Raw genomic sequence first — 18,574 nt, forward strand, 5'->3', positions numbered from 1 at the left:
GACATCATAAAATTTAATGTTATGCAAAAACCGAACACAAAAACAAGTCTCGACCGGTTGCAATTGATGGCCCAAAAGGAGATTTTGAGTTTTAGAGAGGCACTGCAATACATGGACGTATCGCAATCTTTTTTATACAAGTTGACTTCAAAAAAAGCAATTGAATTTACCAAGCCCAATGGCGGTAAAATATACTTCAGGAAGTCGGACTTGGATAATTGGATGCTACAGAACGAATCCGGTAGTGCCAGAGTTTTACAAACGGAGGTAATTAATCATTTAAAGAAAAACAAAAGATGAGAGAATCAAATATATCATGGACGGATTATACGTGGAATCCATGGATTGGTTGTAGGAAGGTATCTGCAGCATGTAAATTCTGCTATATGTACAGAACATTGGAAAGAAATGGAAGTAGCCCAGCACATGTCTTTAAAAACGTATCTCAATTCAATAAACCTTTATTCTTAAAATAGTTATGAAAATATTCACAGGTTCAATGACAGACTTTTTTATAGAAGAAGCTGATGAATGGAGGGATGATGCTTGGAGGATTATTAAAAGCTGTCCACAGCATGATTTTCAGATATTAACAAAGAGACCTGAACGTATACAACAATGCTTGCCCAAAGATTGGGGTAAAGAAAATTATTCAAATGTATGGTTAGGTGTTACTGTAGAAAGTCAAGATGAAGTGTTTAGAATTCATGAATTGGCAAAGGTTAAATGTGAACTTAGGTGGGTTTCATTTGAACCATTATTAGGACCCATTTACTTATCAAATGATGAGCTAAATTCATTTCAATGGGCAGTTGTTGGTGGAGAATCAGGGAATCTTACAGGAAAATATCAATTTAGAAAAACGGAATTGGAATGGTATTTATCATTGATGTATCAAATCAGGGAGTCGGGTACAGCATTGTTTTTTAAGCAGTTGGGTTCATGGTATCATCATAATCAATTGAATTTGAAGGATTGGAAAGGCGAGAAATGGTGTCGAAATTTCCCCGATGTTTTTAAGGTTAGACAATTCCCTAGAAAATTGGAAGGAGGTGGTTATGGAATATAGTGGGATTAAGAATGAACTAATCCAACAGGAGGTATACGACAGTTTACCTCCTGTTTTAAAGGCCGTAACGGAGCCTTTTACTGGCAGGGAGAAAGACATTGTTTTACTGTCATCTCTTGGTGTATTGAGTGCATGTTTACCAAATGTTCATGGTCATTACGATGGAGATGTCGTATATCCAAACTTTTATGTTCTCATCATTGCTCCTCCTGCTTCTGGCAAGGGAGTAATGAATTATTCGAGAGATTTGATAGAACCTATTCATCAGAAGATACTTATGGATAGTAAAGCTCAAATCGCTGCTATAGAAGCGGAAAATAAGAAGAATGGAAGAAGTAAGGAGGGAGAGGTACAAGAAGTACCTGCATTGGAAGTTAAGATTGTTCCTGCCAACATCAGTACTGCTGAATTATACTCATTTCTTGGCTCTTCGAAGCATGGCATATTGATTATCGAGAGTGAAGCTGACACCATGGGCAATATGCTTAAAAATGACTGGAGCAACTATTCTGATGTTATGAGAAAGGGATTTCATCATGAATCTATTTCATTAAGTAGGAAGATGGATCAGACATTTATAGATGTGAAAGAACCAAGACTGTCGATGGTTATGAGTGGGACACCCGACCAATTGCAGCCAGTTGTTCAATCCAAGGGAAATGGCTTGTTCTCTAGGTTTCTTCTATACACATTTGATGAGCTACAAGGATTTAAAAATGTCTTTGATAGTAATTCTCGCGGTTATAAAGAAGCATTTAAGCAATCATCAAGATTTGTGATAGAGAGATATAGAAGGCTATTTGAATTGGAAAACTCGGTTGAGGTGGAATTAACGCGGGAACAGCAAGAAAGGATGTTGGAGAAGTTCTCTATTATTCACAAGGATATTATTGAGAATCATCCCAATTCTTTTTTGCCCAATCTTAATCGACATGGACTTATTCTTTTCCGTCTATGTATGATCTTGACGTCTCTGAGGGAGCAAGATTTCAGTTCAGACTCATGGGTTTGCTCTGAAGAAGATTTCGATTGTGCATTGAAGATTATCACTAAGGTACTTCAACATGCTTTGATTGTTCACAACACAATTGATGAAGGGGGATTGTCCAAGGCGGATGACGACTTCTTATTTGGACTGGGAATCCAGTTTACTAGACAGAAAGCCATAGAGTATGGCGAAAAGTTAGGTGTCCCCCAAAGAACGGTTGATGACAAGCTAGTTCAATGGAGAAAAAAGAAGGTTGTGAAGAAAATAAGTCATGGGCTTTATAAGCGAACAACCAATTGAAATGTAAGTATGTAATTTCTGCAGTTTCTGCAGTTTCAATTCAAACTGCCCCATATTTCTGTGGGGCAGTTATTCAAAAACTTTTAAAACATGATTAAGGCTACAGTTAAAATAATACTTGACGGGAAACCTATGTCTGATGGAAGGCATGCGGTATGCCTAAGAATAATTAAAAATCGAAAGAAGAAGATAATCAGCCTTGGATTAAAATGCGAGAGACATCATTTTTTTAACGAGCGGTTCACAAAACAACATCCAGACTTTCAAGTGGAGAATGAAGTTCTATTGAATATGAAGTCGAGAGCGTTAAGAATAATCAGGGAGTATCAAATTGAAGGAGAGGACTTTTCTCTTCGCGATTTTGAGCAGCGTTTTAGGCCAGAACAAGATAGTTCTGATATTACAGTTCATTCGTTCTGGACTGAGAAAATAAAGGATCTTGAAATAGCTGGTTCTGCAGGAAATGCGAGGGCATATCGTGATGTCAAGAATTCCTTCTTTAAGTTTGAGACGAACACTCTACTTCGTTTTAAAGAACTTACCCCGGCTTTATTGGACAAGTATGAAACGTATCTACGCTCAAAGAATAACGCTAACGGTGGTATATCCTTGAAAATGCGAACGATAAGAGCGCTGTTCAACAGTGCAATTGCAAAGGATGTGATTTCTATTGAGTACTACCCATTTAAAGCGTACAAAATATCTAGATTGAAAAGCGAGCCTGAGAAACGTGCATTGAACTTGAAGGAACTTTCACTTTTCAAAGAATTGGATACCAACGAGAATCCTCATCTTATTGATGCGAAAAACTATTTCCTTTTCAGCTTTTACACAAGAGGTATGAACTATATGGATATGCTGAAACTAAGATGGGACGATATTCGGAACGATCGGATAGTATATACAAGGTCCAAAACAGGTAAGCGTTTTGTGATTAAAGTTCTGCAACCTGTACAGGAGATTTTAGATTATTATAAAACCCTCCCTAATAACACTGGCTACGTGTTTCCTCTATTGCTAAAAGAGAACATGACAGCAATGCAGATAGAACACAGAAAAGATAAAACGTTAAAGAAGTACAACCGTGACTTGAAAGAAATAGCAAATACTCAAGGAATCAATACAAAAATAACAAGCTATGTTGCAAGACATTCGTATGCAACATTCCTGAAAGAAAAAAATGTTTCTACAGACAAGATATCTGAGTCAATGGGACATGCAAATTTGCAAGTTACCATGAACTATTTGAAGAGTTTTAGTAATGACGATATCGATGATGCAAACGATAAACTTTTAGAACTATGAAAAACAACATATTTGGCAGTAACCTTAATCCTGAAGACATGATAGGTAACATGAAGTACTATAATTTCTCTGAAGCTGCAAGTAAGCTCAACGTTGAGGGGGTTGGAAGGAACACTTTATTAAAAATTATGCGTGAAAAAGGAATCTTCGACAGATTTAATGTGCCGACACCCGAATGGGAGCACCACCCATTTTTTAAGAATGTTGAGAATAAACATTTGACTCCATTAATTTCAGAGCATGGTATTAATTATATCAGGAGAAATTTCTTCTAAATTTTAGTGACGGAGAGCGTTTAAGGCCAACTCAGCGATGAGTTGGCCTTTTTTTATGACCAACAATTAATAAACAATAGTAAATCAAATATTATGCAATTAAAACAAAGTAAAAGAGAGAACGTAAAACTACGTTTGGGAATTTCCGGGCCAAGTGGGTTCGGAAAGACATATAGTGCCTTACAGCTTGCGTATGGACTTACTGGGGACTGGACCAAGATTGGTGTCATAGATACCGAAAACTCGTCTGTATCGCTTTATTCACACCTCGGTACATTCAATGTCCTTGACCTTTACCATCCTTATTCACCTGAGCGTTACATAGAAGCTATCGGCGTTTGTGAGGAAGCTGGAATGGAGGTCGTAATAATTGATTCCATTACTCATGAATGGAACGGAACAGGAGGATGCTTGCAGATACACGAACAGTTGGGTGGCAGGTTTCAAGATTGGGCCAAGGTCACACCAAGGCACCAAGCTTTCATTGATAAGATTCTTTCTTCCAAATGCCACGTTCTAACAACAACTAGGCGGAAGGTTGATTATTCCTTGGATATGGCGGGGAACGGCAGGGCAAAAGTAGTGAAGCATGGTACCAAGGAAATTACCCGAGAAGGGTTTGAGTACGAGTTGACCGTCAATTTTGAATTGGTAAATGATCAACATCTTGCGAAAGTATCAAAAGACCGTACTGGACTGTTCAATGGCAAACCAGAATTTGTGATTAATTCCGCAACAGGAAAAAAACTACTGCAATGGTGTCGTATCGAACCTTTACCATCAAAGAGTATAAATACAAGAATCAAGGAGTGCCTTTCTGTTTCGGAGTTAATGGATTTGTATAAAAAACATCCCAACCACCAGAAGTCTCATCAAGCACAGTTCAGTCAAAGGAAGTCTGAGCTGGAGCAATTGTCCAACCCAAATAACTTTAGCCAAAATGGAACTAGTGTCAACCAATAGACGAACCCGAACCGAGTCATCCGATAATTCCAACGAATCAGTTGAGTTAATAGGTGTAGAGGTACAGGGCGATAGCCTGCAATATCAGCAGAAGCCATTCATTGAGGCCAATACACAGGAAGTCTCCATGTTGGAATTGAAGAACGATTGCATCATACCAGTATTTTCTAAGGACAATGAACGTACAATCTCTCACCAAGAGTTTATCGAAGCGGCACAGGACAGTATTTGTTCAGTGTATTCGCAGCACAGTATCCATGCTCCTGAAATCAGGGTAAGTCATCAGATAAAGGGTAGAACTCCTGATGCCATCCATAAACCAGCCAAGGAATTGCTTGACCATGAGAGAACGCAGTATTTTGAACGAATGGCGTTCATCATACGGATTCCTTCCATTGTAGAGACAGTGAACGGAAATCAGTTATCATTGATAGTTGGGGGAGTGCGTGCCTATAACCATGAGAACCTATATTCCAAAAAGAGCATGGAACGGTTTAAGTTCTTCATAGGGTTTCAGAACATGGTTTGCTGTAACCTTTGTGTATCAACAGATGGTTTTAAATCGGAGGTTAGGGTAGGTAGTTATGCTGAACTAAAGAGCAGTATGGTGGAACTTATCCAATCCTATCAAATGGAGCAACACTTATTGGCAATGCAGGAGTTTCCGAATTATGGTCTCTCTGAGTCACAATTTGCCCAACTGATAGGGAAATGCAGGCTTTATAATTATTTGCCTAAAGGTACTCGACAAGGACTTCCAGATTTGTTGCTCAATGATGGTCAAATAAGTTCAATGGCCAAGGACTATTATCTCGACGAGTCTTTTTGTAGGGGAGAGGATGGGAATATCAACCTTTGGAATGTATTTAATCTATTCACATCAGCAAATAAGTCATCTTACATAGATACGTTTCTTGATAGGAATACCAATGCATTCAATTTTACACTCGGCTTAAAAGAAGCCATAAGTGGTAATTCAAACTACTCTTGGTTTTTGAGTTGATGATTGGGCCACCTGAAACATGGTGGCCTTTCATCTTTTTTTTTGACATTTATAGGTGCAATAATATCTTGATTTCTCGGTTGTTCTATAACCATTTAACTTCAATCACATGACAATACAGTTTTCTGCCGTACACAATACTTTTTATAAAGATTTTGAAGTTTGGCGCAAGGATAGCGAAAAAGATGGATTGCCCATAAGTGGGGTTTATAAACTGGTGGCTGATAAACCCATTGGCAGATTACTTGGGGACGATAACGATGGGGTCTTATACATAGGCAAAGGTGTTATACTTTCTACTGCCAGTAGGGTTGGAAAGTTCATTAATGCTCTAAATAATACCGAGTCTAGACATAATGGCGGGGTTAGATTGAACGCACCAAATATTTTGAATAAATTTCCAATTGAGAATTTAAAAGTTGAAATAACGTTAACTGAAAGCCCTGAAGAATTGGAAAGTAATTTACTGCATCAGTACAATGAAGAGTTTGGGGAAATGCCTCCATTTAATAGGAGGATGGAATTCGTAAAGAAGGCCACATCTTTATAATGTTCAAGGAAAGATAACTTTGTCATTAAATTCCACCTTAAAATTTATGTTTAATATGTGTCTGGCGTTATAGCCTGCATATAATACCGTACATAAAAGTACAACCGTTAGTATCTTTAAAAATGCATTTTTGGCATACCTGAAAAACTGGATGCACGTGGCTATTAGATAGATGGCAAGTACCCAGAACAAGTTATTGACCAAAATTATCAAAAGGGTCAGGAGTAACCCTAAAAGGGCTAGAGCAATTGGAATTCCAATGAAAATAAACAGATAGGTCTCAATCCTACCTTCCTCTGATTTTGGAAGGTCAAAAAAGAAGATTTCTTTAAATACAGAATTTTTTGATTTGGGTTTAAAGTCAAGTGATTTGATGGCAACAAAACCAAAATATGCAATTAAGACTCCGATGAACAAGAGAAAAAAGTTATTTTGCTCCGTGTTGTATTTTACCTCATTGGAGAAACCCCAAGTGAACAAAGCAACAATGGCGATAACAAAAATTGAAGCAACTATATAGTCTTTTAAAGAAGCTTTATTACTGGTCTTGGTAATTGATTTTCCATCACTAGTATCTTCTGATTCCAAGGTGTCATCCTTCTTGTTGTCATCAAAAATTGTACTCATTGAATCTATAACTTCTAGAGCAACTTTTTTCAACTTTTCTTCTTTTTCAGACTCTTCCATGTATGTTGTCATTTTGAATATTGCAAAGGGCTAGTGACTATAGCTCAAACCCACCTTCCAGTATAAACTTCTGTAGCAAGTTGTCCACTCGAATATTTACTTTGAATTGGGGCAATGGCTTTCCTTCCAAATTTTCAAAATAAGCTTTTGCTTTTTCCTTGTCTACCGTATCTTTTAGTTCAGAGAATTTGCCGTATTCATTTATATTTTTTGCGGTAAGACCTGCATCCATCATGGCTCTAAGGCGTGATTCATCGAGGCCCAATGTAGACGATATCTTGTATATCTGGTCGTTTTTGGCGTTGAACTGGTAAAGAGTAATGTAATCTTTTAAGGTTTTTCCGGGTTCCAGCTTGGCACTACCACGTTGTACATCATGTAGAAATAGGTTGGCATACTTTTGTTGCTCTTGTGTTAATGAAGCAAACGATTTGTGTAGTTCATCCAGAGTTAGTTGAGTGTCTTCTTTACTAACATTTTCATCATGTAGTTTTTTGAGATACTTTTCAAAACGAGAATTCATGTAATCTGCATCTATCTTTCCAGTATCTATTTCGGTAATATGACCTTCTACATCATAAGGTATGTTTAAAGAACCTGAACCACCACTGTCGCTAAAAAGTTCTTTGTAACGAAGTACAAGCGTCAAATAAATGTTTTCATCCAGTAATAAGGAAACATCTTTTTTATCCTTGCCAATGCCGAAAGTGTACACCAATTTTCCCCAATTAAAACCTTGTACTCTTGCAGCTTCAAGAAATGTATTGAATTGGTTGAATAGTGTTGCAAACCTTCCACGCTCTGCTAGATTCTCTGGTAACTTCTCGAAGTTTTTAACTTTGGCCAATGTGAAAAGTTGGGTTATCTCTTCGTAAGTATGGTTCATTCGAGAGAGGTTGAAATCCAAATGTTCTACAAACAGTCCGATAGGTTTGTCTCCAGAATATAGCTCGATGGCAGCTTCTATATTTCGCTCCATGGTATGTGGATAACGGTAGTATCGTATAGTCCCATGCGGTTTGTCTGGACCAAAAAGTCGGTTGGTACGCGAGAATGCTTGTATGATGTTTTCAAACTGCATTTTCTTGTCCATATACAGAGTATTCACCCACTTACTGTCAAAGCCAGTTAACATTTGGTCAACAACAATTAGTAGATCGAGCTGTTTTTCTGGTTCCCTCTCTATTCGTAAATAGGGTGTTTTATGAGCTAGTCTTGCGGCAATATCTTTTTTCATCTTGGCGTAGTTGGCCAGCCTAAAGTCTTGGTCATATTGAGCATTGTAGTCTTCTATAATTTCAACTAGTGCATCTTCCTTATATTCAGAATTGCCATTGTTGTCAATGGTTGGGTCAAATAGCCCAGTTATTTTTAGTTGAGGATTCGCTTTCTTGAAAGCTCGGTAGTATCTAACCGCCATGGGAATACTACTCGTAGCAAATATGGCATGGAATTTACCTCCTTGGCTTAGTACCATCCAATTATCGAGAATGTCAGCTATAACACTTGAAATATGCTGCTCACGGTCGTATTGAGCTGAGGAAATATGGTCCTCTATTCCTGTAATATATCTGCCAGATTGATCTTTTTTCCCAGCCATGGGTACATCGTTCATGTATTTAAGGAAAATCTGTTTCTTTTTCCCATCATCCAAGGCTTCTTGAACGGTATCTGCCTTTGCTTTTTCTAAAGCAACTGCCTCTCTGAGATCCCTGTCTTTATATGTCAATACTTTGTAGGGATCAAAACCAAGAACATTTTTGTCCCGAATACCATCTGCGATGCTGTATCTACCTAGTTCATCCCCAAAAACAGTAGCAGTGGTATTTAGTTTCTTTTTATTTTCATCGTGTATGGGAGTTCCTGTAAAACCGAAAAAAATCGCCCATGGAAAAGTACTCTTGATAGTTATGAGCATATCCCCAAAGGTGCTCCGATGGGCTTCATCTACAATAAAAACAATACGTTTACTGTTCATTATTTTGATATCGGCATCCTTTAGACCTTCTTCCTCTTTATTGATGAGACTCATTTTTTGGATAGAGGTAACTATCAAAGTATTGGCAGGGTCATCGCTTTTAAGTTTTGTTACCAACACTCCTGTGTTTTCAGTGGCTTGTACTTCTTCGTTATCATCTGAGAAGCCACGGTATTCCTTTAAAGATTGAGTGCCAAGTTCTATTCTATCCATTAGAAAAACAACCTTGTCTGCATCTTTGGAGTTGGCAATAAGTTGGGCACTTTTAAAACTCGTCATGGTTTTACCGGAGCCAGTGGTATGCCACACATAGCCTCCTAGAGCTTGCCTACTTTTCCAATCAGTTTTGGCTACTTTGTCACTAATGGCATTGGCAGCATAGTACTGGTAGCTTCGCATTACCTTTAGTATGCCATCCGTGGTATCAGGTACAGTATAGAAGCCAATGAGTTGGTGTGCCATGGGTATAGAGAGGAGGGAAGTGGCAATATCGCTCCAGAGGTTAATAGGCTCATTATTGAAGTCTGCCCACTGAAAGTAAAAGTCCTTATTGAACTTGCCATCTGGACCAGGGTTTGCAAAGTATCGGGTTTGTTCAGGCTCCATGGCCACAAATACCTGTACAAGGGAAAACAAACCCGTGAAGATACCAGCACGGGCGTACTTTTCTATTTGATGATAGGCTTGGCTAACGGATACACCACTGCGTTTAAGTTCAATATGTATTAGTGGCATGCCGTTGATTAACAACATTAAATCGCCACGTCCATCTCCTAATATTTTAGATTTGCTCTTGAACTTTGGTTGTTGGGCAATTTGATACCTACTTTGCCCTGCTGCTATTTCATGGCGGTCGTATATCTTTAAACTAATCTCTTTTCCAAAATGCAGTTCATCCTTTGGATTATCCCTCGTAATCGCTACCGTTTTGCCATTTATAAATCCGTTCAGTTTAAGTGGTGTGCGTAGCGTGTTGATTTGTTCCAGTATTTGCTGTATTTCACCATCCGTAAGTGGCTGGTCATTAAGGCGATCAATACCACGGTTGTTTTCAAACAATATATTCGCCCAGTTTTGCAAAAGGTCTTGCTCTGTAGGGTATTTAATAACTTCCTTCTCCCATCCTTTGTGGGATAGAGCCTCTACAAGAGCAGCCTCAAAAGCATCTTCATTGGTAAATATCATAGTTTGATAAAGTTGGTTGGGTTAGTTGACAAAAAGCTTATCTAAAAGTGCTTTTTTAATGTTTTGTAGTTTATTAAGTTGTTCTTTTTGATTGGAAATAAGTGAATCTAAATTCTTAAAATATTCGCCTATTTTAATTTGTTCATCTTCTTTTGGGATATTAATCAAATATTCCTCGAGGCTATTCCCTTTTAAATTACCAATAGCACCATTGCCACCTGCGATATTTTGTTTTAGAAATCGTGAATACCAAGTTGAACTCATCGACGCATTCAAAAAATAAGGCACATTTGTTTCTGCTATTAACATAAAACCACCGTGGACAGCTTTGTTTTTTAAAACTTCAACTATTGCGTGCTTACCAACCAGACGACTTGAACCATTAGCCGCAGTTATCAAAATATCTCCCTCTTTAATGAAGTCGATATTAATTGCTTCTTTTTTTACATAAACATCATCATCCTGTTCTAAAAACGTATCGTTATCAATATTAGAAGACCGCAACACCTTAATCCCTTTATTCCTTGTGTCACTAGGACTGTATGTTAGACCTCTTCTACACTTAGCTAGAGTTTTAAATGGAAATAATTCCCACTCCCCAGAAAACCCCTTAAAACGGATCTCTGGTACTTTAGCACCTTCTTGTGGAAACATCTTAACAAGCATGGCACTTTTGAGATTTTTAAGCTTGGTGAGTTGGGTTTGGTGCTTTGTTATAAGTTTGTCTAATCCTAAAAAAAGGTTAGCAATTTTTTCTTGCTCTGAAATATGAGGATAAGGCAAGAATGTTTCTTGCAAATCGTTATTTCTAATGTGAACGACAGATTTACCTTGAGCTTTTTTTACTAATTCGTTATATACTCCTCCATTTGAAATTGATAATGCGACAAATTGCGAATTCAAGGCTTCATACGGCCGTATAACATTCAAATCACCACCTATAATGATATGCTTGTTCTTAATAACGGATGCCACAATGATGTCTTCGGCAGATTCGCCAGATGACGGGATTATAACTTCACCTCCTTCACTATATACGGAGCCATCTTTTGGTTCCACAAAAGTGTCAATGTCTTCAATCAGAAGATTATAATTTGTATATAGTCGGCCATAAAGTATTATAGGATGACCACTTTTTTTCAGGTCGTTTTTGGAGTAACCATTGCCTTTCAAAAAGTCTCCCAGATGTAAAAGCTGTTCATTTTTCCATTTATCTGAAAAACCATCAAACCGAACTTCTGGGCTTTTCTTGTTTAATGCCATACTATCCTTCGGTTTTTAATATGTTCTTAAATTCGGTCAGCGCTTTAACATCCTGTTCGTTACCTGTGAGCTCGCCCAATAAATTTGCCAAGGCATTTTCCGCCTCATTGATGTCTTTAGCAACTTCTGAGTAGGTTGTAGCATACTTTTCAACCAAGTGTTGCAACTTTCTGGTTAAGGTATCCACGGTATTTGTTGGTAGTTTATACAAAGCGTGTACCACAGGTTTCACCCATTTGTGTTTCAGAACCGTATTTACTTGTTCAACGGTCAGGTTTTCAATGGTCTCCTTGGTTCGCATGTGTAGTGCTGCCTTTTCTTCCTTTACTTGAACTTTAAGTTCTTTCTGTTCTGCTAATAATTGACTGGCTTTTACAATTTGGTACTCAAAAGAATCCTCGTCAAACTTAAATGTACTTTGTAATTGTAACAAGTATTTGTTTACTGCCGTTTTGCCATAAGTTCCATCTTTGTTGGCATCCATTGCCTTCCAATTTACTTGCTTATGTTTCGTTATAAACTGTTCCTTTTCAGGTTTTCTTGCTTTGTTTTCCAGCAACTCTTGGTATGTCTTTAGGGTATTGATTTCAGGGGTTTCTACATCGACATAGGCTTCCTTAACCGCTTCGTTCAACTCCTTTGCCACAAAAGCCTCGTTTTTATCATTCAATAGATTACCTTCTTTTTCTTCCTCCGGTAATTGTTCAATCAATTCTTCTATTTCGGCTCCGATGGCAGTAAGACGTTTTTCGTTTTCAGTTAAGGTATTCAATTGTTCCGCTAGGTACAGTTCTTCCACTAACTCAAAGGGAAGGATACGCCCTTTCCAACCTTCTTGTTCCTCTACATCTTTTCCGTTCTTTTTCTTGGTAACCATATTAGGCTCAACTACTCGGGTTGCTTTAAAGCCTTCCGTCTGTATAATCTCAAGATCTACCTTGGTCGTCTGCCATTCATCATCAAAAAGCTGGTAGGCTTCATATTTATCTATAAGCGGTATATTTTGCAAGCGTTCAAAAATAGCTGAACTAATTACGCCTTTTTCTTTGGTTACCTTTACCCGTTCTACTGAATCCAACAATCGGTTATTGAGATACTGTTCAAAATCATCGAAAGCAGTGTTGAATTTTTTTACAAATGATTTAACGCTACTATCAGCCTCAATACTTTCTTTTATATCATCTACCTTCAAATTGGCATTAACTGCTGTGATATTCTCGAACAAGGCTTCTCGTAGGCTTGGTAATGCCTCCCAGTATTCACTAAGGTCATCAATTTCATTCACGGGTATACCACCAAACATGGAAGCATAAATATCCCATTTTTCTGCTGGTTCAGAGGAATCTACGTATCTAGGAATATTTAAATTGTACTCATTTTTACGAATTACATCTCTTTCTACGACTCTTGAGAATTTTGGTTCAGGTTTTCTTTCACGAACGACATCAGCAATACGCTTTATATCCGAAGCACGTAGTTTATTGTTTTTACCTTCTTTGATATATCCTTTGGAAGCATCAACAATCAATACATCCGTATTGCTACGTCTTTGTTTAAGTACTAAGATGATTGTTGGGATGCCCGTACCAAAGAATACACCTGCAGGTAGCCCTATAATGGCATCAATATGGTTACTTTCTATAAGTTGCTTGCGTATGGTTCCCTCTTCGCCACCACGGAAAAGAACGCCGTGGGGCAATACTATATTCATGATGCCGTCTGGCTTTACATGGTAAAGGTCGTGCAATAGAAATGCGAAGTCGGCCTTGGTCTTTGGTGCTAGTCCAAAACGGGAATATCGAGGGTCAGCTTCCTTGTTAGCAGGTGTCCATTTCTGGGAATAGGGGGGGTTGGAAACAACGGCATCTACATACAAAGTATTGTAGGTGTGTATGGGGTCGTTTTCATCAAAGTATGGCCAATCTTCTTCTAGTGTATCTCCGTTTCTTGTTTGGATGTTGGATGGTAAAATACCGCGCATGACCAAGTTCATACGGGTAAGGTTGTAGGTGTTTTGTTTTAGTTCTTGTGCGTAGTACTTAATGTTATCCTTGTCGTCCATGTACTTGGCCACACTACTTCCAATATTAATCAGCAGTGATCCAGAACCACTGCAGGAATCATATATCTGTATTTCTTTACGGTCTTTTAGATGGTCGGAAACAATTTCAGACATTAAGACAGAAACCTCATGTGGCGTGTAGAACTCTCCAGCTTTTTTGCCAGCATTTGCCGCAAACTTTTCGATGAGATACTCATAGATAAAACCAAGTACATCATAGTCCTGCTTTCCATCCATTGGTATATCCTTGATAAGATGAAGCAAATCGTTGATTGCCTTGGTCTGCTTTGGTGCTGAGTCCCCAAGTTTACTTAATCCTGTATGTAAGGTATTAAAAATGCCGTCAAACAGTTTCTTATGCTTCGGGCTAATCAAACGGTCAAATGCAGACAACGCATCTCGTACATCCGACACATCAAAGTCTTTTCCTTTATCAATCCATGTACTGAACAAATATTTATACGAAATAAAGTAACCGATATTCTTTTTTATAAAGTCTATAGTTTCTGTTTCTGTGTCATCCTCAGAGAGTGCTTTTATATCATCTTCCGTAAAGTCTTCCTTACGGGCAAATTGTATTTGCTTTTCGGATAGGTATTTGTAAAAGATGAAGCCTAAGATGTAGTCTTTATATTCGTTTGCTTCAATTTTTGAACGCATCTGGTTTGCAGATTCCCAAATTTTAGCAGCTAGTTGTTGTTTGTTCATTATCGTTGTATGTTATTCTTCTTTATTCGAAATTAATAGCTCCTTTACGTCAACATTTAAAATCCGTGCAACGGCATAAAGTACTTCCAAGCTAGGTTGATTACGGTTCTGTACATATCCGTTGACCGTATTGAAACTCTTACCTAACTTCTCAGCTAGCCAGACTTGCTTTATGCCTTTTTCCTCTAGGACTTCTTTAATTCTATTCATTGGAAATAATGATATGAGGGAGATAATAAAAGTAGGTTTTTTACTATAAATACCAAGCAGAGCATTATATTTTTATATAAAAATTTTTTTGACCCCCATTTGTTTTTACGCAAAGTACCTCTTGCAATACCCCCACCTAATGCTCGCTGGGGAAATACCCCGCCCATCTTTAGATTAATAGCTTTTTTACTGTCTGGTAAATAAAATCAAGGTGATAGCTGATTGTTTTACTAGCAAAAGGTGGCTTGGTCTAGAATGGAAATATTCAACTTCAAAAATCAAAAGAAATGGTTAGAATTATCGGTTACAGAGAACGGGAGAATGAAGAAGGAGAATCATTCTTCCTCTTGGAACTTCAAGGCGGCATAGAGATGGTATTAAGCCAAACTACCAACAGATATTATGCTACGGCCAAGAGAGCGTTTATCTCCTCCACATTTGACGAGAATACCTGTGAAGCATTGATAGGGACAGAAATGCCGGGGAAGATTGTCAAGGAAGAATGCGAGCCATACCAGTACATTATCAAAGAGACTGGCGAGGAAATTACCTTGTCCCACAGATGGGTATATCTTCCAGAAGGTGCTCCTGAACCCAAGAGAGAACCAAAGACTCCTGTAGAGGCCATAGAGGCCGATGTAAGTACCTTTAGTACAAATGGAGTACATGAACTTGTCTAATAAACAAAGGCATTGCCGTAGGGTAGTGCCTTTAATATTTTTATATAAATATGGAATTAGCAGAGATAATGATTTCCTATAAACCTAGGAAGTCCAGCTTAGTGAGCCTTAACAATAGTCAACAAATTTATGAACTGATATTAGGGCATTGGAACAAAGATACTTTGGAACTTCAGGAAGAAATGAAAGTAATACTATTGAACCGTTCCAACCAACTCTTGGGAATCTATGATTTGTCCAAAGGTGGAATATCTGGAACGTTTGTAGATGTGAAGCTCTTGTTGAGTGTAGCATTGAAGTGTATCGCTTCGCATATCATTGTAGTGCACAATCATCCAAGTGGCAACTTAAAGCCCAGTAAAGCGGACATCGATATTACCAATAAGTTGAAAAAAGCGACAAGGCAAGTTGATTTGCTCCTGTTGGATCATTTGATTGTTACCAAGGAGGGATATTACAGTTTTGCAGATCACGGACAACTTTAAAACTTTTCATTTTGTTCTTAAACGTGAACGTACTCTAAAGTTGGATATTTAGCCATACATCAACGAATGAAAAATTGTTCAGATTAGTATTAATAGCGGAAACTAAAGTAGGTCAATGACCAATGCTTCCAGAGGTAAGTTCAGATTATCGGCAATTTTCTTTAGCGTATAAAGTGTCGGATTTGTCTTGCCCGCTTCCAAACGTGCCATATTGGACTTTTCAAAATCACAGGCAGCAGCAAGGTCTTGTTGAGGAATATTGCGTTCCTCTCTGAGTTGCCTTATCCGTTGCCCTATGGCTATTTGTAAATTTTTCTTGTCGAGAGTCAACCTTGGATTATCATTTATGATAAAACAAAAGTGGACTTCAACCGTTCTTAGTTGGTAATCATTAATGATAATCGAAAATATTAACTAACACTAAACATAAATTATGAAACATATTTTTTTAGGATTAATAGCATTATTGACATTCATGAGTTGCTCAAAGGACGAGCAAGATGAGCCCAACCTATCAGACATGGAAATGAGATTGGTTGGAGATTGGTACCCAACAACTGACTATGAAGATATATGGTATAGTTATTATCCAGATGGCACGTCCAAGTATTATAATCTTTATTTTACTGCTGATGGTGTTTGGGAAATTGTTGATGGAAATGTATTGATTGAATTCTATCCGGATTCAGATGAAAGCTATGAGAATTGGCAGGAGAACCCGACACTCAAAAGTTATATCGAGTTCACTGATGATTATACTCTTCAGACGGTTGATTTTTATGATAGTTCAAGTACAAGTACCAAGTATAAAGAATGTGACCCATGTCCACCAAGAGCCCAAGAATATACCATAAATTTTAGTGGCTTTGGGAGTCCAGATGAGCAATACCCCTTGGAGATCACATATTATTTTGATGACGAAAATGGAGATTTGGTCTCAGCTACAGTGAACTCCAATACCAATACGGACATCGTGGAATCCAATACTTTGATTACTTATGATAAAATTGGATTCAAATATCAAACAAGCTCGGAAAGTCAAGCTGAAATTAATATGGTAGAGGTACGTGACAAGAATGATGAAGTTATTTTTTCAAGTAGTGATTTGTCCGTTGATATTGGTCAGACTTTCATGTTTGATATATCTGATGACAGTTATTCAATCAATTGATAAATGGATGAAGTAATTATGGAAGTTTGCATATGATTATATAAATAAAAATGAAAAAACATGAAGAAGTTTTTTAATAACCTCGGAAATGGAGTTCTAATAACTATATTTGGACTAATAGTTATCATTTTCCCAATCACTGCGTTGATAACACACATCTGGACAGTAGTTATTGCTTTCAAAGAAGGGGGATTTATTAGTGGAGCAATATCCTTTTTCTTCCCTGTCATTTCGGAAATTTATTGGATGTTCAAGATGTTTGGAGTAAATAACCTATATGCATACATCGCATTGGCCCATCTTATACTCGCACTTCCATATTCACTCTTCTCTAATCGAAGCTAGTGTATTGGTGGTCAAGATTGATAACATTGCAGAATGGTTAGCTGCCAGAACAACGGAAATAAATCGACTTGTTGAAATAACACCTTGCTTTAAATGGAGGAGATGGAACTCGGATAAATCTATTCATGTCTTTCCATGTGTTTGCCCTCAACGAGAGAATTCATGTGCCAGTATTGAGTTGTATCATCGTGTGTGGTCTGTTGAGAGAATGCTTAATAATGAGCAGAGCTGCATAAATGCGGTTTTAGACTATGATAAGGCAAAGAAGAGTAAAGTTACGGTAGAGCATTGGTTAAAGCGTTACAGCGCCCTATTTGGGGATGTAGTAGTGTTAGAAGAAACGTTCTCGGTTACTCAGACACAATATCCTGAGAGGACTATTGAGGTAATATTGCCCAAGGATGAGATTAAACATCTGATATACTTCAAAGAACTTTATATTGATACAATGTAATGATGTTCGAATTTGAAAACTGCAGAAACTGCAGAAACTGCAATATTACATATTATTGATTTGTTTGATGTTTTTGACTGCAACATTCCTGCAACAAATTGGCAGAACATTGAAAATCGATGAAATAAGAAGAAAAGCCTAAAAATTGTAAATGTTTAAAAATCAAAACAATGAAAAAGAATGTAACAGATTGATAATCAATTAGTAGGGTCTTCTAAGCAGACGGTCATAGGTTCGAATCCTATCGCGATCACTAGTATTCATAAGGCCTCAGAGAGTTTCTCTTTCTGAGGTTTGTTTTTTTGCAAACAATTTGCAAACACTACGTTTTTTAACAATATTTAACTCTAATTTACCTTATTTGTTAATTTTTGGATTAGTTTACATTCCCATTATAGGTTTATCCTATTTAGGACATCGCTATATTCATAAAAATCATCATTTTACTGCTTATATGACTCGAGTATTGAGTCAATAATTGTTATTCTATTTTCTGACCCCTTTTTTTGCTGATTGGAAATCTAAAACAGTGAGCATGTTGTCGCCAACCTCGAATCAGAGACAAACTAATATACTAGGCGAGGCTAAAGGTCAATTTGGAAGCTTCACATCCCCATACAATTCTTTCATGACTTCACAGGGGTCTACATCAATGGCCAATGATATAAGATAGAGTTCCTCCGCTCGTAGTTTCGTGGTAGGGTTGGAACTCAATTGACTTATCCTTGATTTACTGATACCTGTCCTTCTTGCCACTTCCGCTTTGTTAATGGACTTTTTGGCCAAATATAATCCTAGATCTGTCATTTTGGTGATGTAAAATTTTGATACATAAAGATAAATTTTAGGCACACCTATATAAAATTTTATTGAATCTGTATAGAAAATGAGTA

The 18,574-nt window shown here is 37.6% G+C and carries 19 protein-coding genes; 12 read left to right on the forward strand and 7 right to left on the reverse strand.

All coding sequences use genetic code 11. From position 1 onward, the window contains the following. The first annotated feature begins 21 nt into the window (after positions 1 to 21). The 9 genes from EO130_RS02495 to EO130_RS02535 all read left to right on the forward strand — a co-directional run bounded on the left by EO130_RS02495 (position 22) and on the right by EO130_RS02535 (position 6,453). A complete protein-coding gene (locus EO130_RS02495) occupies positions 22 to 300 on the forward strand; it encodes a helix-turn-helix domain-containing protein (protein WP_127139940.1) in 279 nt (92 codons plus the stop codon). After that, positions 297 to 476: a DUF5131 family protein gene (locus EO130_RS15705; RefSeq protein ID WP_127139941.1), complete on the forward strand. Its 180-nt coding sequence runs from the start codon at positions 297 to 299 to the stop codon at positions 474 to 476. The genes EO130_RS02495 and EO130_RS15705 overlap by 4 nt, the downstream gene beginning before the upstream one ends. A gap of 2 nt (positions 477 to 478) precedes the next feature. After that, entirely contained in the window at positions 479 to 1,069 is a 591-nt protein-coding gene (locus tag EO130_RS02505; protein ID WP_127139942.1) for a DUF5131 family protein, read from the forward strand. Further along, complete coding sequence (locus EO130_RS02510; protein WP_164732857.1) at positions 1,059 to 2,357, forward strand: DUF3987 domain-containing protein; 1,299 nt, start codon at positions 1,059 to 1,061, stop codon at positions 2,355 to 2,357. The genes EO130_RS02505 and EO130_RS02510 overlap by 11 nt, the downstream gene beginning before the upstream one ends. 90 nt (positions 2,358 to 2,447) lie before the next feature. Beyond that, positions 2,448 to 3,662 (forward strand): tyrosine-type recombinase/integrase, encoded by a 1,215-nt coding sequence (locus EO130_RS02515; RefSeq protein WP_127139944.1) that lies wholly within the window; start codon positions 2,448 to 2,450, stop codon positions 3,660 to 3,662. Beyond that, positions 3,659 to 3,937 carry a hypothetical protein gene (locus EO130_RS02520; protein WP_127139945.1) on the forward strand — a complete coding sequence of 93 codons (279 nt, stop codon included), beginning with the start codon at positions 3,659 to 3,661 and terminating at the stop codon, positions 3,935 to 3,937. The genes EO130_RS02515 and EO130_RS02520 overlap by 4 nt, the downstream gene beginning before the upstream one ends. Positions 3,938 to 4,030: 93 nt before the next feature. Beyond that, complete coding sequence (locus EO130_RS02525) at positions 4,031 to 4,900, forward strand: AAA family ATPase (protein ID WP_127139946.1); 870 nt, start codon at positions 4,031 to 4,033, stop codon at positions 4,898 to 4,900. Next, entirely contained in the window at positions 4,878 to 5,903 is a 1,026-nt protein-coding gene (locus EO130_RS02530; RefSeq protein WP_127139947.1) for a DUF3871 family protein, read from the forward strand. The genes EO130_RS02525 and EO130_RS02530 overlap by 23 nt, the downstream gene beginning before the upstream one ends. 109 nt (positions 5,904 to 6,012) lie before the next feature. Then, positions 6,013 to 6,453, forward strand: coding sequence for a hypothetical protein (locus tag EO130_RS02535; protein ID WP_127139948.1), 441 nt, complete (start codon positions 6,013 to 6,015; stop codon positions 6,451 to 6,453). A 3-nt stretch (positions 6,454 to 6,456) separates the two neighbouring features. Here the strand turns inward: EO130_RS02535 and EO130_RS02540 are convergent, their stop codons facing one another. The 5 genes from EO130_RS02540 to EO130_RS02560 are packed head-to-tail and all read right to left on the reverse strand — an operon-like array spanning position 6,457 to position 14,546. After that, positions 6,457 to 7,140 carry a hypothetical protein gene (locus tag EO130_RS02540; protein WP_127139949.1) on the reverse strand — a complete coding sequence of 228 codons (684 nt, stop codon included), beginning with the start codon at positions 7,138 to 7,140 and terminating at the stop codon, positions 6,457 to 6,459. Between the two features lie 37 nt (positions 7,141 to 7,177). Then, positions 7,178 to 10,303: a type I restriction endonuclease subunit R gene (locus EO130_RS02545; protein ID WP_127139950.1), complete on the reverse strand. Its 3,126-nt coding sequence runs from the start codon at positions 10,301 to 10,303 to the stop codon at positions 7,178 to 7,180. Positions 10,304 to 10,324: 21 nt separating this feature from the next. Further along, positions 10,325 to 11,566 carry a restriction endonuclease subunit S gene (locus tag EO130_RS02550; RefSeq protein ID WP_127139951.1) on the reverse strand — a complete coding sequence of 414 codons (1,242 nt, stop codon included), beginning with the start codon at positions 11,564 to 11,566 and terminating at the stop codon, positions 10,325 to 10,327. A 1-nt stretch (position 11,567) separates the two neighbouring features. Then, entirely contained in the window at positions 11,568 to 14,336 is a 2,769-nt protein-coding gene (locus tag EO130_RS02555; RefSeq protein ID WP_127139952.1) for a type I restriction-modification system subunit M, read from the reverse strand. 12 nt (positions 14,337 to 14,348) lie between these two features. Continuing rightward, on the reverse strand, positions 14,349 to 14,546 hold the full coding sequence (locus EO130_RS02560; protein WP_127139953.1) for a helix-turn-helix domain-containing protein: 198 nt from the start codon (positions 14,544 to 14,546) through the stop codon (positions 14,349 to 14,351). Positions 14,547 to 14,833: 287 nt separating this feature from the next. Here EO130_RS02560 and EO130_RS02565 point away from each other — a divergent pair, with 287 nt between their 5' ends. After that, the gene (locus EO130_RS02565) at positions 14,834 to 15,226 is read left to right on the forward strand and encodes a hypothetical protein (RefSeq protein ID WP_127139954.1); all 393 of its coding nucleotides are present in this window, start codon (positions 14,834 to 14,836) and stop codon (positions 15,224 to 15,226) included. Positions 15,227 to 15,276: 50 nt separating this feature from the next. After that, complete coding sequence (locus EO130_RS02570; RefSeq protein ID WP_127139955.1) at positions 15,277 to 15,711, forward strand: JAB domain-containing protein; 435 nt, start codon at positions 15,277 to 15,279, stop codon at positions 15,709 to 15,711. Between the two features lie 102 nt (positions 15,712 to 15,813). Here the strand turns inward: EO130_RS02570 and EO130_RS02575 are convergent, their stop codons facing one another. Further along, entirely contained in the window at positions 15,814 to 16,041 is a 228-nt protein-coding gene (locus tag EO130_RS02575; RefSeq protein ID WP_127139956.1) for a helix-turn-helix domain-containing protein, read from the reverse strand. A gap of 103 nt (positions 16,042 to 16,144) precedes the next feature. Between EO130_RS02575 and EO130_RS02580 the strand changes: the two genes are divergently transcribed. Next, entirely contained in the window at positions 16,145 to 16,882 is a 738-nt protein-coding gene (locus tag EO130_RS02580; RefSeq protein WP_127139957.1) for a hypothetical protein, read from the forward strand. 1,390 nt (positions 16,883 to 18,272) lie between these two features. On the opposite strand, the gene EO130_RS02585 is transcribed toward EO130_RS02580, so the two are convergent. Further along, on the reverse strand, positions 18,273 to 18,488 hold the full coding sequence (locus tag EO130_RS02585) for a helix-turn-helix domain-containing protein (protein WP_127139958.1): 216 nt from the start codon (positions 18,486 to 18,488) through the stop codon (positions 18,273 to 18,275). Positions 18,489 to 18,574: the final 86 nt, after the last annotated feature.

The organism is Flagellimonas marinaquae, from assembly GCF_003992675.1.
GTDB classification, from domain to species: domain Bacteria; phylum Bacteroidota; class Bacteroidia; order Flavobacteriales; family Flavobacteriaceae; genus Flagellimonas; species Flagellimonas marinaquae.

Bases quoted from the DNA above. Each gene is read 5' to 3' on its own strand.
- EO130_RS02550 (WP_127139951.1), bottom strand. From the start codon at position 11,566: ATGGCATTAAACAAGAAAAGCCCAGAAGTTCGGTTTGATGGTTTTTCA.
- EO130_RS02520 (WP_127139945.1), top strand. From the start codon at position 3,659: ATGAAAAACAACATATTTGGCAGTAACCTTAATCCTGAAGACATGATA.
- EO130_RS02565 (WP_127139954.1), top strand. From the start codon at position 14,834: ATGGTTAGAATTATCGGTTACAGAGAACGGGAGAATGAAGAAGGAGAA.
- EO130_RS02570 (WP_127139955.1), top strand. From the start codon at position 15,277: ATGGAATTAGCAGAGATAATGATTTCCTATAAACCTAGGAAGTCCAGC.
- EO130_RS02510 (WP_164732857.1), top strand. From the start codon at position 1,059: ATGGAATATAGTGGGATTAAGAATGAACTAATCCAACAGGAGGTATAC.
- EO130_RS02515 (WP_127139944.1), top strand. From the start codon at position 2,448: ATGATTAAGGCTACAGTTAAAATAATACTTGACGGGAAACCTATGTCT.
- EO130_RS15705 (WP_127139941.1), top strand. From the start codon at position 297: ATGAGAGAATCAAATATATCATGGACGGATTATACGTGGAATCCATGG.
- EO130_RS02555 (WP_127139952.1), bottom strand. From the start codon at position 14,336: ATGAACAAACAACAACTAGCTGCTAAAATTTGGGAATCTGCAAACCAG.
- EO130_RS02505 (WP_127139942.1), top strand. From the start codon at position 479: ATGAAAATATTCACAGGTTCAATGACAGACTTTTTTATAGAAGAAGCT.
- EO130_RS02540 (WP_127139949.1), bottom strand. From the start codon at position 7,140: ATGGAAGAGTCTGAAAAAGAAGAAAAGTTGAAAAAAGTTGCTCTAGAA.
- EO130_RS02495 (WP_127139940.1), top strand. From the start codon at position 22: ATGCAAAAACCGAACACAAAAACAAGTCTCGACCGGTTGCAATTGATG.
- EO130_RS02560 (WP_127139953.1), bottom strand. From the start codon at position 14,546: ATGAATAGAATTAAAGAAGTCCTAGAGGAAAAAGGCATAAAGCAAGTC.
- EO130_RS02545 (WP_127139950.1), bottom strand. From the start codon at position 10,303: ATGATATTTACCAATGAAGATGCTTTTGAGGCTGCTCTTGTAGAGGCT.
- EO130_RS02525 (WP_127139946.1), top strand. From the start codon at position 4,031: ATGCAATTAAAACAAAGTAAAAGAGAGAACGTAAAACTACGTTTGGGA.
- EO130_RS02535 (WP_127139948.1), top strand. From the start codon at position 6,013: ATGACAATACAGTTTTCTGCCGTACACAATACTTTTTATAAAGATTTT.
- EO130_RS02585 (WP_127139958.1), bottom strand. From the start codon at position 18,488: ATGACAGATCTAGGATTATATTTGGCCAAAAAGTCCATTAACAAAGCG.
- EO130_RS02530 (WP_127139947.1), top strand. From the start codon at position 4,878: ATGGAACTAGTGTCAACCAATAGACGAACCCGAACCGAGTCATCCGAT.
- EO130_RS02580 (WP_127139957.1), top strand. From the start codon at position 16,145: ATGAAACATATTTTTTTAGGATTAATAGCATTATTGACATTCATGAGT.